The organism is Leptospira adleri (genome assembly GCF_002811985.1).
In the GTDB taxonomy this organism is placed as follows: Bacteria; Spirochaetota; Leptospiria; order Leptospirales; family Leptospiraceae; genus Leptospira; species Leptospira adleri.
On sequence record NZ_NPDU01000097.1, the window covers coordinates 1 to 14,264 of the forward strand.

Here is a 14,264-nt window from a genome sequence, read left to right on the forward strand (position 1 = left end):
ACCCCTAAATGTGGGAACTCATACGCCTGTTTCGATTGAAAAAGCGGATTCAAAACCGGGTGAAACGCAAATGGAAAGCAAATTGTGGGAACTCACACAAAGCTCGAATTTCGTAAAAACGGCGCTCGTGATCGTTGGCCTCTTATCAAAGGATTGGCAACAATTCTAAGAAATAAACGAGCCGCTTATGATTTAAAATTTTCCGCGAATAAATCGAATTCTATAAATTTAAAAAGAATTCAACCGTTTGCCAGAAACACGCTAAAAAGTTAGTGGAAGAGATTGTTCTACGCCCAATGAAATAAGAAAATCTACCAAAGACAAAACGTTTTGCGACCGTCAAAAAAGAAAAATTATAATTCCATACAAATTCAATAAACCCTACTTCTTTCTCACCAAGGAAACCCCGTCTGCGATCGGAACCATGCTGACATCCACGTTCGGATCGCCGTAAGCGAGTTCGTTGAACTTTCGAATTCCGATCGTGGAAGGTTCTTGGTGAGAATCGTCAACTACGCTCCCGTCCCAAAGAACGTTATCCGCAATCAAAAGGCCGCCCGACCTCAGAAGTTTTAAAATCAACGGATAATAGTTCGGATAATTTTCTTTGTCCGCATCCAGAAAAACAAGATCGACGGAAGACGGACCGAAACCGAAGTCCGGTGCCCAATCCGGCGAAGTTTTAGAATCCAAAATCACTTGCAAAGTTTCTAATGCAGATCCGATCTTCAAATGAATCTTTTGTTCCAGTCCGGCTTCATTCCAATATCGTTTGGCGATCTTTGTCCATTCTTCGCTGATATCGCAGCAAAGAATTTTACCGTCTGGCGGCAATGCGGAGGCGAAACAAAGAGAAGAATAACCGGTAAACGTCCCGATCTCTAAAATTCTTCTGGCTCCGCTGATTTTGGTAAGAATGTTTAGGAACTGCCCTTCTTCCGGGCTGATCTGCATGTTGGCTTGAGCCAATCTTGCGGTTTCTTCTCTGAGTTTTCGAAATAAGGAAGGTTCTCGAACGGAAAACCGGAAGATATATTCTTCCAGCTTTTCCGTAAGTTGAATGTTCTTTCGACTCAAGGAGTACCCTCGTAGATTTTTTTCAAGTCGGCGACGATGTTCTTCTGCATCGCCTCGTTGGTTCCTCCTCCGATCGAAAGAAGAATCGAATCTCTATGAAGTCTTTCCACCGGATACTCTCTGCAATATCCGTATCCTCCGAGGGCTTGGATCGCATTCCGAGACACTCGTTCTGCCATCTGAGTCGCCACTAATTTTGCGGACGCTGCGCCCAAAGAATTTCGATTTTCCGGATGAATTTGAGAAGCGACGTTGTAAACAAGAGCGCGGGCCGCTTGAAAATCTGCATAAGATTCTGCTAATAGTCTTTGGATTTGTCCGAACTCGGCTAATTTTTTACCGAACGCCTCCCTATGACGGATCGTATAATCGGCCATGATATCCACGCAACGTTTTGCGATTCCCAAAGACTGAGCCGCAAGAGTGATTCTTTCGATCTCTAAGTTTCTCATCATGTGGACGAGAGCGCCGTCTTCCTGTCCCACGAGATTCTCCGCGGGAACTTCACAATCTTCGAATATAAGCTGAGTCGTAGGAGAGGAACGCATCCCCATCTTCTCTTCTTTTTTTCCCACACTAAATCCCGGAAAAGAACTCTCCACGATAAACGAAGTCATCTTCTTCGAATTCTTATCCAACTTCGCGTAGATCAGAAATACGCTTCCCGTGCTTCCGTTTGTGATGTATTGTTTGGAACCGTTTAATACGTATTTGTCGCCTTTTTTGGTCGCGATCGTTCTGAGTCCGAGAACGTCCGTTCCGGCTCCGGGTTCCGTCATCCCCATTCCACCGATCCATTCTCCCGAAATCACTTTCGAAAGATACTTCGCTCTTTGTGCGGGATTTGCACTATGATAGAAATTGTTTACGAACAATACTTCGTGAGCGAGATAAGAAAGCATAAATCCGGGATCGTAAGCCGACATCTCTTCGTGAATGATCACCGCGGCGACCGCGTCCATTCCCATCCCGCCGTCTTCTTCCGGAACGGTGACTCCGAACAGACCCAGCTCGGAACCGATTCTCCGAAAGAGAGGGAGATTGAAGGTCTCGTGTTCGTCGTTCTCCTTCGCCTGAAGATCCATATTCTCCTTTGCGAATTTTGCGACGTTTTCCCGAAGCGCTAAGTGGTTCTCGGTCGGGTTGTATAAATCATTCGGTTTTTCTAGTAATGCTCTCATGTTTTCCTCTTCTCTAATATCCTTCATTCCTGCGACTAAAACAGCTCGACAGAGAATCTTTCTTTTCCAAAAACTATCTTATGATCTACGCTCTCATTTTGACAATCCTGTGTGGACTTTTTTTCTTCCTATCTTACAAAGAACAAGGAACTCCGAAAAGCCTTTCTTCACTCAGGATCGGGTTTCAAAACGCCCTCAATTCTCCGTTTCAAAAGAATTCCCTTTTCCTACTTCTGTCTCTTTGCGCTTGGATGTTGCTCCCGCTTTTTTGGGGACTTGCTTTTTTCTTAAAGACGGACGCGAACGTTCTGATCGTAATCGGATTTATGGTCTGGACGTATTACTGGTTGAAATATCTATTCTCAACCGATGAGATCGCTTAGACTTGCTTAAAAAAGTGGTTTGCACTACATAGACACAAGATTTTTGTGTTAACAGCACTAATTTTTTTTGGAGTACCCATTTAATGAAAATCATCGTATTAGTGAAACAGGTACCTGACACCGAAACCAGTATTAAAGTAGGGGATAAATCCATCAACGAAGCCGGAATCAAGTGGATTATTTCTCCCTATGACGAATTTGCTATCGAGGAAGGAATCAGACTGCGTGAAAAACACGGTGGCGAAGTAATCGCTGTTTCCCTTGGACCAGACAGAGTTGTAGAAGCTCTTAGAACCGCTTACGCTATGGGCGCAGATCGCGCGGTTCATGTCAAAGTCGACAACTACGTTCCTTTTGATACGAACAACACTGCGGAGCTGATCGCTAATTTCGCGAAGGCTGAAAACGCGGACGTAATCATCGGAGGAAGACAGTCCATCGATACCGATTCTTCTCAAGTTGTAGTTCAAGTTGCGGAACTTCTCGGAATTCCTCACGTTGCATTTGCCGTGAGCCTTGAAATCAACGGAACCGCCGTAAAGGCGACTAAAGAAGTGGAAGGTGGAACTCAAACCGTCGAAACTTCAACTCCAGTGGCTCTTACCGCGCAAAAAGGACTCAACGAACCTCGTTATCCATCTCTCAAAGGAATTATGACCGCTAAGAAGAAGCCGGTGGAAACAAAATCCGCAGCCGATCTTGGAAACCCTGCAAGCAAAATCGAAGTTGTAGGACTCGAGCCTCCTCCGCCGCGTATTCCCGGAAGAAAACTGGAAGCCGCAGACGCAAACGCATTTGCATCTCAACTCGTGAAAGCTCTCAGAGAAGAAGCTAAGGTCATTTAAGGAGAACACCCGTGAGCAACGTATTAATTGTTGGCGAATTGAAAGACGGAGAACTTAAAAAAATCTCCAGAGAAATCACTTCCGCAGGAAGAAAGATCGCTGATTCCATCGGCGGTAAAGTTGTAGCTCTTCTCATCGGAAGCGGAGTTGAAAAACACGCTCCCGAATTGGCTGCAGTCGGAGCGGACACGATCATCACCGTAAACTCCGGAGAATACAACGCGGAAACTTATTCCAACCTTGTAGCGGAAGTAATCAAAGCACAAAACCCTGCGGTGGTTCTTCTTCCACACACTTCACAAGGAAAAGATTATTCTCCTCGTGTTGCCGTAAAAGCTGGAGCGGGAATCGTAGCTGACGTAGTCGGATTCTCCGTTGACGGTGGAAAGGTTGTCGCAAAAAAACCGATCTACTCCGGAAAAGCCTACGCAAATTTTAAAGTAACCAGTCCGATCCAAATTTTTACCGTTCGTCCGAACTCGCAAGAGATCGCTCAGAAAGCGGGAGCGGGAGCTGTGGAAGCGGCTTCTCCTGCGGCCGGTGATGCGAAAGTAAAAATCGTTTCTTCCGATTTGAGCGGAGGTTCTAAGGTTCAGTTGACTGAAGCCTCGATCATCGTTTCCGGCGGACGCGGGATCAAAGGACCGGAAAACTGGCCGATTCTTCAAGAACTCGCTGATACCCTCGGCGCAGCTCTCGGAGCTTCTCGTGCTGCCGTGGACGCGGGTTGGATTTCTCACTCTCACCAAGTCGGACAAACGGGAAAAACCGTTTCTCCAAATTGCTACATCGCTTGCGGAATTTCCGGCGCGATCCAGCACTTAGCGGGAATGGGATCTTCCAAGTATATCGTTGCGATCAACAAAGACGGAGACGCTCCGATCTTCAAGGTTGCGACTTACGGAATCGTTGGAGACCTTTTTGAAGTGGTTCCTGCGGTGACTGCAGAGTTCAAAAAAGTACTTGGATAATCAACCTGCGAAACGAATTCGAAACTCATAAATGCCTTCCTATGGGGCGGCATTTATGAGTTGAGCATGAGTTTTTATTCAAAAAAGTACTTGGATAATCAACCTTTGCCCATAGTTTGAAACTATGGCATTTTTGAAAATCAGGAGACTACTCCCGGGTGCCGCAGGACTGATCTTAGTCTGCGGCATTTCTGTTTCAGGGGATCCTGGACGCGACAGACTCAACGCACTCTTAGGAAGAATGGGAGAAATTTCCAGTCTTCGAGCCAGCGTAACCATCAATAACGAAATTTCCGGAACACTTTCCTTTAAGAAACCGAACTATTTACACGTCAAATTCTCAGACGGCAGGGTTGTATCTTCCAACGGAAGATTTCTTTGGTTCTATTCTCCAGCAAGAGCGATCGTCGGCAAACAAGACCTACGAGGAAGTACGGGCGGCGTCTTTGGATTGTTAAGCGGTTACGAAGAAGTGTCCCAAGTCGGCGGATCGATCCGTCTTAAATCGCCGACAAAAACATACGAAGAAATTGTTGTAACAATGAATCCCGATAACACACCGAAATCGTTAAGAATGAAACACAGAGGATCAGGCGAATATACTTCGATCAGTTTCTCCGGTGTGCAGACTAACGTAGGTTTGTCGGCTTCTCTTTTTAACTTCAGCGCACCTTCCAGCGCGCAGATCGTTGAAAACCCGTTAAACGAAAAGGAATAGTCTTTTGTCTCTAAACTCAAGGACCGACGCCCACAAGATATTTGCGGATCTCTATCGAAAACAGAGAAGCCCCGAACATCAGGAGCAGATCGACGAAGTCATTCAAAAGTCGAACGATATCTTTATTCGAATCGATCTGATGAAAAAAGTCGACGAGGACTTTGAGAAAAAAAAACAAGAGGACAATAAGAAGTCGGACGACGAAGACAAGTCCAAAAGAAATTCGGAAAAGGCTTCAACATCCGCAAGAACCGCTCCCAGACAAAGCCAACAAAAGAAAAACGATGCGGCCTCTTCCGCGGCCGGAATCGGCTTTCTCGCCAACCTCTTCGGAGGAAACGCTGCGATCAATAAATTCGCGAAGGACACAGGAACGATCGACGTGGGTTTTCTCGGAAGAAAGTTGCAGATCGCTCCCGGAGTTCAGAATCTTTTTAAATTTTTAAAAGAGGATCAGATCATAGCGACCATCCAGGCGCTTCGCTTTTGCGAACAACAAGGATGGAGATATTGGAAACCTCTCGTTTACAATGTTGTATTAAATTTTAATAAACTACTGAACAGCATCATCTCTTTGGACAGTTTGTTCATCGATCAGATTTCCCCCGAAATTTTTCTCAACCGCGCCACTAAATTAGAACTTTATTATGCGCGTCACCTGAGCCGGGAGGATTCGAAAGACATCATCATGACTCAGGTTCCGGAACTCATCCGAAAGGACGAAAAACTCGTCCCAAGAATGCCTCAGATCATGGCCGGTCTTACCTACGGTTTGAATCTTGAAAACGGAAGACCTAGAATGACGGACGCGATCCGTGCGTTTCACATCGTAGCGACAAAGAGAATGATCTCCTGGGAAGAAATCGTTCAACAGCTCAACGTACCTCCGATCAACGAAACGAAATTCCAAGGTTCTTCCGATATCATCAAAGAAGTGGAAACGACTCTGATACGATTGGCGGACGATATCCAAACACGACTCAATCGAAAAGAGGAACTTCAAAACCTGAGAGAAAGATATTTCAGGATCGACGACAAAGGAAGAATGAATTTCGACTTTCTGAATCAGATCGTCGACGACTACTTCGAAAATCACGTTCCTGAAAACATGCAATCGGCATCGATCAAGTCCGCGTTCAAAGGAACTCCTCACAAGTTGATGTATCTTTTACTTCGCGACTTTCAGGCTTCTTACGCTCCTATCTTAGAAGGAACCGTAAAGATCGGGACCAAGAACCAAAGCCGCGACGTAATCATCATGCTTCCCGGACTTTTCAAAGGTGATATTGAACAGATCAATAACCTACTCCGGCTTTTAGACGCCTTTAACAAAAAATATCCGAGTTTTCAGTATAGCTTTGCGACTTACAACGAACATACGACATCCAGCGCGGGAGTAGAAGATCAGATTACTCAGAATCTTTTAAAACTTCTCGGAGACGCGGCCGGGTTTATGGGAAAGTTCGCCGAAAAACTAAATATCCTCGTGGAAAATCACCTTTTGGCAAGACAGTATGAGACCGCGGGAAAGTTGAACGACCGGGTTTTAGTGTCCAAAGAAAAGGTAATCGAAGAAATTAAAATCCTACATAGATTTATTCCGTATTACGATTCCACGGTGGTTTCAGGAAATCGACTCAACGGAAAAACATTGGACTTTGTCTTTTTGGAAATGGCGAAACTTTTATATAACTATTCCGTAATATACAAAGACAAAGCTACGATCACAAAATTGACCTTACATAAAAAAATAGAAACGGAACTATCTGCTCTGATGAAAGAATACGAAAGACTCGCCGGAAAAGAATACGAAACGACAAGAATGGAGGAAGCATGAGGATTCTCACAGGAGTCCAGCCCTCCGGAAAACTTCACTTAGGAAATTTTTTCTCCGTCATTCGAAAACTCAAAGAATACCAAAACACAACCGACCTCTATTGTTTCGTTGCGGATTTACATTCCCTAACCACATTCTCATCCAAAGACAAACAGAAGGAAAACACTTATAACGCCGTTTGTGACTTCCTCGCACTCGGAATCGATCCGGAAAAATGCACGTTCTGGCTTCAATCTTCGGTAACGGAAGTTACGGAACTGACTTGGTATCTGAGTCATTCCATTTCGGTAAATCATTTGGAGTTGGCGCATTCTTATAAGGATAAGATCGCGAGAGGATTTCATCCCAGAGGCGGACTTTTCTTTTATCCGGTTCTGATGGCCGCGGATATTCTCGGCTTCGACAGCGATCGGGTTCCGGTCGGAAAGGATCAGAAACAACACTTGGAATACGCGAGGGACATCGCGTCCGTATTCAACAGAGAAGTCGGAAACGTTTTTAAGATTCCGGAACCGGAGATAGACGAGGCCACCGCGCTTGTGCCCGGAACGGACGGGCAGAAGATGTCCAAGTCTTACGGAAACACGATCAACTTTTTTGATTCAGAAAAAGAACTTAAGAAATCCATAATGTCTATTATGACCGATTCCGCCGGAGTCGACGAATCGAAAGATCCGGATAAAAGTCATATCTTTGCGATCCACTCCTTATTCTTGGATACGAAGGGGAAGGAAACCTTAAGGGAAAAATTTCTGACGCCCGGAACGGGATACGGAGATCTCAAAAAACAACTTCTTCAGGACACGTTAGACTACTTTGCTCCTTTCAGAAGGGAAAGGGAAAGAATCGGAGCCGATCCTGCCTTCGTAGAAAGCGCCCTAAAAAAAGGAAAAGAAAAAGCGCAGAAGACGATCACCGGAGTTCTGGACCGAGTTCGAAACGAACTGGGAATGTATCGCTTTTAAAGATCGCGAAATTCCCTTTGACATTCTCGCAAACAAGCCCTGACTCTTTTTTCGATTCACCCTAAGAGAGCGACGAATTCCGTGCTTGGTCAGAATCTAATTGCCACATCTAAAAAAAGAATTTTGGAATGAGAAAGACTCACTGGTAGTTTTGTAGGAGTTCCCACAGCGGAAGGAAGAAAAACTTTTTGCTTGCAAACGTAAGATTTTTCTGATATAGCAAAGTCTCCCGAGTTTTCCCACGAACCCGCCTCCACCGCCCAAATTCAGGGTGGGGCTCGCAACTTTTACGGCAAAATGTCGGAACTACGACGGGTTCTTTTTAAAAATTCAGTTCATCTCTGGAAATCCAATTCAAGTTCGTTTGTCGCGAGTCCAAAAGTATAAAAATCCAATCCGTTTCGATCAATTTCCAATCTTGGAAATTGATCTTTATAAAACCGCTCCGTCCGGACAAATCCCGGAACCGTTTAGGGTATGGGAAAACACATTCGCAACTGGAAACCTTGTTCCTTCTTCTCTAAATTCTCTCTCGGAACCTTGATCGGAATCTGCATTCAATTCCTTTTTCCGAAAACCGGTTTTCTCTGGATGGGAATTTTGATCATCCTCTTTTCCGCAATTCTTTTTCGAAAAAATAACTTAATAACTTTAGAATATATTATTTTTGGAATATTATTCCTCTTCCTGGCGACGATTTTGTACCCGGAACGATTTCGGCAAGAAACCGGAAATCGCGCCTTTTCATTTTCGAGAAAAAATCTCTTCGGAGAAATCGAAATTCGTTTTCAGAATCGATTCAGAGAAAGAATTTTACAACACCTCAAAGAAGCAAACTTAGAAAAGAACACAAACCGAATCGCACTTGGACTCGTTTTCGGAGAAGCCAAACAACTTTCCAAAGACTTCAAACAAAAGGCGAAGGAAGGAGGAATCCTACATCTTTTTGCGGCATCGGGTCTTCACTTAGGAATTCTCATGGGAGTTCAGTTTCGACTTCTTAATTTTTTTCCGATTCTTGGATACGCGGCGCCCAGAATTCTTCCCCTTTTAACCGGCTTTCTCTATCTTTCGGCTTTAGGTTATCCCGTTTCTCTAACGAGGGCATGGATTTTCGCCGGACTACTTTTGGTCCAAGGACTTTTTTTCCGAAAACTGCGGCCGATCGATCTTCTTATTTGTTCCGCTTGGATCCTTTGGATCTGGGATCCTCCCCGATTCTATTCGATTTCCTTTTGTCTTTCTTTCGGAGCAGTCGCCGGAATTTTTTTCTTTTCGTATCCGATCCAAGTTTCACTCGACTTTATTTCCAAGGAGAATTCGGTTTTTTCCTTTTTGAAGGAAAACCTAATCGTTTCTTTTTCGGCGGGTTTGGGAACCATGCCCGTTTTGCTCTTCTCTTTCGGAGCATTCAGTTTCGGTTCGATTCTTCTCAACCTCATCGTAGTTCCGTTGGCCGGAATTCTTCTCCCGATCCTTTACATTTCTCTAATATTCCACGAAACCGGAATTCGGTTTTTATCGGATTGCTCTTGGTCGTTGACTGAATTTTTGATTCAAATCCTTTTTTATCTTTCCGATTCCCTCTCAAAACCTCTCGGGTTTTATAAGGAAATGGGCGACGCCCTCTGGATCGGAATATTAGGCTGGTTTTTCCTTTCACTTTTTGTCTGCTTTTTCGCAGCTTGGTGGGAGAGAACTTTCATTCAGAAAAAAGATATAAAAAATCCATTTTTAAATATTCAAAATATAGAATATTCTATAGAATCTAAAAATCGAAATTTATTAAAAAAACTTCGTCCGATCTTTAGTTTTCTTTTTTTCTCTTGTATCATCGGAATTCACTTTGTCTTATACAAATCGCCGGATTTTTTCCCGAAACAAAATCGAATCGTCAACAACCGTTTTTTCTTTCTTCTTCGAAACGGAGATTCTCTTTTCTTTTCCGGAAAGTGCAAGTATGCGAACAGGAAGATCTCGAATGCGTTTCAAACCTCGAAAAGCAATTACTGCGATTCTTTGAACGGAAAAGAACTAAATAAAATCTACGTGGACGATGAATCTTGTCTGAGCTGGGCTTTTCTTTGCTCTAAAAATTCCGGAACCTCGGAACTGCTCTACTCGGGTCGAGACGCGGATCTTTGGAATCTTGTAAGCGATGTTCGTCTCAAAAAAACGAAGCGGGTCCGAGAAATTCCCCTTCCGAGCGATTCTAAGATTCTATTCTTTCACACAAAAAACGACTCTTTGTCTTCACTCGTTCAAAATACAAAATCGGGAAAAGGATGGATTCTTTTAGAAACCCCTTTTGGGAGCGACGATCGTGCGGAAGTCTGGAATCGAAATCGAAAACTGCTTGGGCTTTCGGAGAGTTGGGTGTTTCTGGAGAAAGATGAGCTCCAGAGAATACCCCTTTCGAAAAGTTTCTGAAATCAAAAAATTTCTGGAATCCAAGTCTTCCGCCCCGCTCAAAAAATGGGGACAGAATTTTCTCATCGATCCGAATGCGATCAAGATCATTCTCTCAGGTTTGAGCGAAGATCTTCTTTCGTCCGTCGATCGTATTTTGGAAATCGGCCCCGGCTTAGGAGCGATCTCTCACGGACTTTTAGACTTTCACAAACCGGTGACTCTTTTCGAAATCGATCCGGTTTACGCGTCTTGGTTGCGGGAATATCTTCCCGAGTTCGAGCTCAGAGAAGGAGACGCGCTCGACTTTCTTTCCGAATACGGAAATCAAAACGTTTATCTTTTCGGAAATCTTCCGTATTACATTTCTTCCGAACTCACGTTGAGCGCCGTTAAAAATTTAAAAGGCCTGGTCGGCGCGACCTTTCTCGTTCAAAAGGAATTTGCAAAAAGAATTTCAAACGAACCCTCGTCGATTCGGTTTTACTTATCCGCGTACGGAGACTGGAAACTCAAAAAAGACATCAGGGCCGGAGCATTCTATCCTAGACCGAACGTCGACTCTTCCGTTTTAGAATACAGAGCCAAACCGGTGTTTGGCGACGAGTTCGGATTTATCGCACTGGAATGTCTTTGCAGAATGGCGTTCTGGGGAAAACGTAAAAAACTGACGTCGTCTTTTCGGGACGCGCCGATCACTTCTCTTCCACTCGAAGTGCAATCATCAAAGAATTTTTCGGAAGAATTTTTCCGTACGGAATGTTTTATCGCTTTAGAAAACGCAAAGATCGACACGGACAAAAGACCGGAAGAATTAAGGCCGAAGGACTTTCACGAGGCCGCAAGATCGCTCTCAAGCTCGGTGAAAAAAATGTTAAACTAAAGTTTCTAAGACTTCTTATTAAAATCCGAATATTCCCGCAAAATCCTCTTTGTAAATTCGGAGAATTCTTCCTCTTTCTTAAAACCGAAATGTTGCAGCACGGAAGTCTGAATCAGAGAAAAGTCGGCGAGGCCCTGCGAGATATCGATGATCATATCGGAAAGATAGATGGAAAAAACCGCGTCCTGAAATTCCTTTTTTACGAGAAGAGGTCGATGGTGCATTTCCGCGGAAACCCGGATCGTATCCGAAAAATTCCACTTCTCGCAGATCATTCCACCCAAGGTAGTATGCGAAATTCCTAATGCGGCTTCTTCCAAAGTCAAAGGCGACGGAAAAGATCGATTCCCGAGAAGTTCAGAAATTTTGGAAGAAATTTCCGGTTCCAAAGAAAGCAGAATTACCCGGCCCACGTCGTGCAAAAGAGCCGCGCAGACCAAAACGGTGATGGTTTGTTTTTTCCATTCCATTCTTTCTCCGAGTCTTCTGCAGATAAACGCCGACAGGCTCGATCTTTCCCAGATCGCTTCGAATTCTTTATAACGTTCTTCTAATATTTTTTTGGTTCCTAAACTCAGAAGAATGTTGTTCAACTCCGACAAACCGATGACTTTGATCGCGTCTTCCAAGTTTTCAACCCGCGCCCTCTGACTGAACGAGGCGGAGTTCGCCAACTTAAGAATGTTAGTCGAAAGCGAAACGTCCCTTCCCACAAGTTCAGTGATACTCTGAATCGAAGAATCAGGCTTGTTGATCAAACTCATGATCTGATTGATATTGTCCGGAAACGTGGGGAGTGTGTCGACTTCGGAAAGAATCTCTCCCGTTTTCTGAAGATTAATATTTCGTTTTTTAAAACCGAAAGGAATCTTGATATAAGCGGAAGTGACGCCTTCTTCCGATTTGATCCGATAAGAATCCCCTTCGATCCCTTCGTTTTTCAACATCAACAAAGACATCGCCAACCCGAGTCCCGCGCCTTCGGATTCGTCCCCGTGATTTTCGAAAACTTCGGAAAGGTCGTTGTAAGTATGGGCTTTCGAAATTCTCTCCTGAACTCTTTGATCCTCTTCCGGAAGAATGCTTACGTTGTTCGCGACTTTTAATAAAAAACTGTTCTGATTAAAACCGAAGGTGACCAGAACGTGCAACCCCTTGGCTTCCAAAAGATCCGTATATAAATCTTTTTTGGAGATAAGTTCCGATTTGAACTTCTCCATTCCGATCGAGTATTGTTTCGGATCGTTGATGTCCAAATCCGCTTCCTGGAAAATCACCCTCTTCTGATTTGCTTTGACCGCGTTCATGATCGTTTCCCTCAGAATGGAAAAGATACATTCTCGAAGCGAAGAGATGTCCAGGTATTGAAGATAACGATCCAGAAGAAAGCTGATGATCTTATCTATGTTTCGATTGAGATGTGTGATTCTAAGATAAAGAGGATTGAGGGATTCGATGGGAACGTTGAGATTCTTGACGGAAAGATAATAACCTTCCTTTTCGTAGTGATACCATTGAATCTTCATTAACCGATTTCCAAAATCCAATCGGGCCGGCAAAACGTCGACCCAAGGTAGAATTATGACTCTTTAGAGATTTGTCAATCGGTACTTTTAGGTCAAAGTTCTTTCCTGTCCAGAACAACTTTTCCCAAACCTAAAGAGAGAAAAATCCAAGCCCCGATCTGTACCAAGGAATATTCCCCGTAGTAGTGAACCTGGGAAAGGCTCTTTGCAAGAAGAGAACTCGAAAAGAAAAAGATCGTCCCTTCTTGAGGCAGAATCCAATAGATCACTTCCAGAATTTGTTTCTTCAGATCGGTCGTTTGGACCAAACTCGCTGCCGCCTGTTCGTAGATAAAAAGATCCAGAAACGTGGAGAAAATCAAAACCGCCAGGCCTCCGAAAAAAGCGGCGTTCTTGCCAAAAGATAAAACGAGTAAGAATCCGAAGACGATCAAAAAGTAAAAAACGGGAAACATCGTAATACAGGCTTTCAAAAGATCCCAGGAAAAAAATCCTCCGGATAACTGCTGTTTTGCGAGATAAGTCCCGATCAAAAAAACCGCATTCGCCAAAATCAGAAAAAAGACTCCGAAGGATTTTCCGAAAAGATACGTTAAGGAGGAAACGGGTCTGGAAAGAATCGGGAGATAGGTTTTATTTTCCAATTCTTCCCCCAAAAGAGAAACGGGAAGGAACAAGGCCAGGACCGTATTCCAAAAAGCGAAAAAAAGAAATACGATGTAAATCTGAAAATTCGGATTTCCGGATTGATCCGCTCCGCCGACTTGAATATCGCAACTGAAATTAAAAAATAAAAAAAGAGCAGATATTATAAAAATGAAATATACGATTCTTTTTCTAAGAGTTTCCCTCAGCGCGAGTAACGCGATTGAAAAAACTTTAGGAATCTGATCTTGGATCCAGGAAAGATTATTCATGATGTTCTCCTGTGACTCTGAGGAAAACTTCCTCCAAGGATTCGGTGATTCTTTCATACTTTAGAATGTTGGCTCCGAGCGCGACGAGTTCCGCAGGGATTTTTCTAAGATCGATTTCGTTCGTGGGAAGAAACTCGATTTGATTCTCCATTATCTTTTGTTCCGTGGAAATTTTGCGGATATAAGAATCCAATTCTTGAGAAACGGATTCCACTTTTAGGAGAATTCGATTCTTCCCTTCCTTCAAGGACTCCAGAGGCCCGATCGCTGCGAGAGATCCGAGGTTGAGAATTCCGATCTCGTGACAGACCTTTTCGACTTCCAAAAGTCTATGAGAATTTAATAATACGGTTGTGCCCTTGGTTTTGTTTTCTTCCACGAGAGTTTCACGGAAATCGATATAACCTTTAGGATCGAGTCCCGAGCCGGGTTCGTCCAAAATTAGAAGTTCGGGATCTCCGATCAAAGCGGACGCAAGACCGAGCCTTTGTAACATTCCTTTGGAGTAGCCTGCCACTTTTTTGGAGGCCGCGTCCGCTATTCCGGTTTTTT

At 43.9% G+C, this 14,264-nt stretch carries 13 protein-coding genes; 8 read left to right on the top strand and 5 right to left on the bottom strand.

Features of this window, described 5'->3' with window-relative positions:
• Nucleotides 1-381 precede the first annotated feature (381 nt).
• Both CH376_RS21855 and CH376_RS21860 read right to left on the bottom strand, forming a co-directional pair.
• Nucleotides 382-1,077, bottom strand: coding sequence for an O-methyltransferase (locus CH376_RS21855; protein ID WP_100785446.1), 696 nt, complete (start codon nucleotides 1,075-1,077; stop codon nucleotides 382-384).
• A complete protein-coding gene (locus CH376_RS21860; protein WP_100785467.1) occupies nucleotides 1,074-2,258 on the bottom strand; it encodes an acyl-CoA dehydrogenase family protein in 1,185 nt (394 codons plus the stop codon). Before CH376_RS21860 ends, CH376_RS21855 begins: the two co-directional genes overlap by 4 nt.
• 80 nt (nucleotides 2,259-2,338) lie before the next feature.
• Here CH376_RS21860 and CH376_RS21865 point away from each other — a divergent pair, with 80 nt between their 5' ends.
• The 8 genes from CH376_RS21865 (at nucleotide 2,339) to rsmA (ending at nucleotide 11,269) form a co-directional block, all read left to right on the top strand.
• Complete coding sequence (locus tag CH376_RS21865; protein WP_100785445.1) at nucleotides 2,339-2,641, top strand: LIC10362 family protein; 303 nt, start codon at nucleotides 2,339-2,341, stop codon at nucleotides 2,639-2,641.
• An 83-nt stretch (nucleotides 2,642-2,724) separates the two neighbouring features.
• Nucleotides 2,725-3,486 carry an electron transfer flavoprotein subunit beta/FixA family protein gene (locus tag CH376_RS21870; RefSeq protein ID WP_100785444.1) on the top strand — a complete coding sequence of 254 codons (762 nt, stop codon included), beginning with the start codon at nucleotides 2,725-2,727 and terminating at the stop codon, nucleotides 3,484-3,486.
• An 11-nt stretch (nucleotides 3,487-3,497) separates the two neighbouring features.
• The gene (locus CH376_RS21875) at nucleotides 3,498-4,457 is read left to right on the top strand and encodes an electron transfer flavoprotein subunit alpha/FixB family protein (RefSeq protein WP_100785443.1); all 960 of its coding nucleotides are present in this window, start codon (nucleotides 3,498-3,500) and stop codon (nucleotides 4,455-4,457) included.
• Between the two features lie 124 nt (nucleotides 4,458-4,581).
• Entirely contained in the window at nucleotides 4,582-5,175 is a 594-nt protein-coding gene (locus CH376_RS21880) for a LolA family protein (RefSeq protein ID WP_100785442.1), read from the top strand.
• 4 nt (nucleotides 5,176-5,179) lie between these two features.
• Nucleotides 5,180-7,012 carry a hypothetical protein gene (locus CH376_RS21885; protein WP_100785441.1) on the top strand — a complete coding sequence of 611 codons (1,833 nt, stop codon included), beginning with the start codon at nucleotides 5,180-5,182 and terminating at the stop codon, nucleotides 7,010-7,012.
• A complete protein-coding gene (trpS, locus tag CH376_RS21890) occupies nucleotides 7,009-7,977 on the top strand; it encodes a tryptophan--tRNA ligase (protein ID WP_100785440.1) in 969 nt (322 codons plus the stop codon). The genes CH376_RS21885 and trpS overlap by 4 nt, the downstream gene beginning before the upstream one ends.
• A gap of 477 nt (nucleotides 7,978-8,454) precedes the next feature.
• Entirely contained in the window at nucleotides 8,455-10,407 is a 1,953-nt protein-coding gene (locus CH376_RS21895) for a ComEC/Rec2 family competence protein (protein WP_100785439.1), read from the top strand.
• The gene (rsmA, locus tag CH376_RS21900) at nucleotides 10,370-11,269 is read left to right on the top strand and encodes a 16S rRNA (adenine(1518)-N(6)/adenine(1519)-N(6))-dimethyltransferase RsmA (protein WP_100785438.1); all 900 of its coding nucleotides are present in this window, start codon (nucleotides 10,370-10,372) and stop codon (nucleotides 11,267-11,269) included. The genes CH376_RS21895 and rsmA overlap by 38 nt, the downstream gene beginning before the upstream one ends.
• Nucleotides 11,270-11,274: 5 nt before the next feature.
• Here the strand turns inward: rsmA and CH376_RS21905 are convergent, their stop codons facing one another.
• From CH376_RS21905 to CH376_RS21915, 3 genes are all read right to left on the bottom strand, one after another.
• A complete protein-coding gene (locus tag CH376_RS21905; RefSeq protein WP_100785437.1) occupies nucleotides 11,275-12,795 on the bottom strand; it encodes an HDOD domain-containing protein in 1,521 nt (506 codons plus the stop codon).
• Between the two features lie 92 nt (nucleotides 12,796-12,887).
• Nucleotides 12,888-13,712 (bottom strand): ABC transporter permease, encoded by an 825-nt coding sequence (locus tag CH376_RS21910; RefSeq protein WP_100785436.1) that lies wholly within the window; start codon nucleotides 13,710-13,712, stop codon nucleotides 12,888-12,890.
• On the bottom strand, nucleotides 13,705-14,264 hold a 560-nt coding region (locus CH376_RS21915; protein ID WP_100788410.1), incomplete at its 5' end, for an AAA family ATPase. The genes CH376_RS21910 and CH376_RS21915, both read right to left, overlap by 8 nt.

Excerpts from the sequence above, each read along its gene's own strand:
- CH376_RS21860 (WP_100785467.1), bottom strand. The coding sequence starts at position 2,258 with ATGAGAGCATTACTAGAAAAACCGAATGATTTATACAACCCGACCGAG.
- CH376_RS21865 (WP_100785445.1), top strand. The coding sequence starts at position 2,339 with ATGATCTACGCTCTCATTTTGACAATCCTGTGTGGACTTTTTTTCTTC.
- CH376_RS21870 (WP_100785444.1), top strand. The coding sequence starts at position 2,725 with ATGAAAATCATCGTATTAGTGAAACAGGTACCTGACACCGAAACCAGT.
- CH376_RS21880 (WP_100785442.1), top strand. The coding sequence starts at position 4,582 with ATGGCATTTTTGAAAATCAGGAGACTACTCCCGGGTGCCGCAGGACTG.
- trpS (WP_100785440.1), top strand. The coding sequence starts at position 7,009 with ATGAGGATTCTCACAGGAGTCCAGCCCTCCGGAAAACTTCACTTAGGA.
- CH376_RS21895 (WP_100785439.1), top strand. The coding sequence starts at position 8,455 with ATGGGAAAACACATTCGCAACTGGAAACCTTGTTCCTTCTTCTCTAAA.
- rsmA (WP_100785438.1), top strand. The coding sequence starts at position 10,370 with ATGAGCTCCAGAGAATACCCCTTTCGAAAAGTTTCTGAAATCAAAAAA.
- CH376_RS21905 (WP_100785437.1), bottom strand. The coding sequence starts at position 12,795 with ATGAAGATTCAATGGTATCACTACGAAAAGGAAGGTTATTATCTTTCC.
- CH376_RS21910 (WP_100785436.1), bottom strand. The coding sequence starts at position 13,712 with ATGAATAATCTTTCCTGGATCCAAGATCAGATTCCTAAAGTTTTTTCA.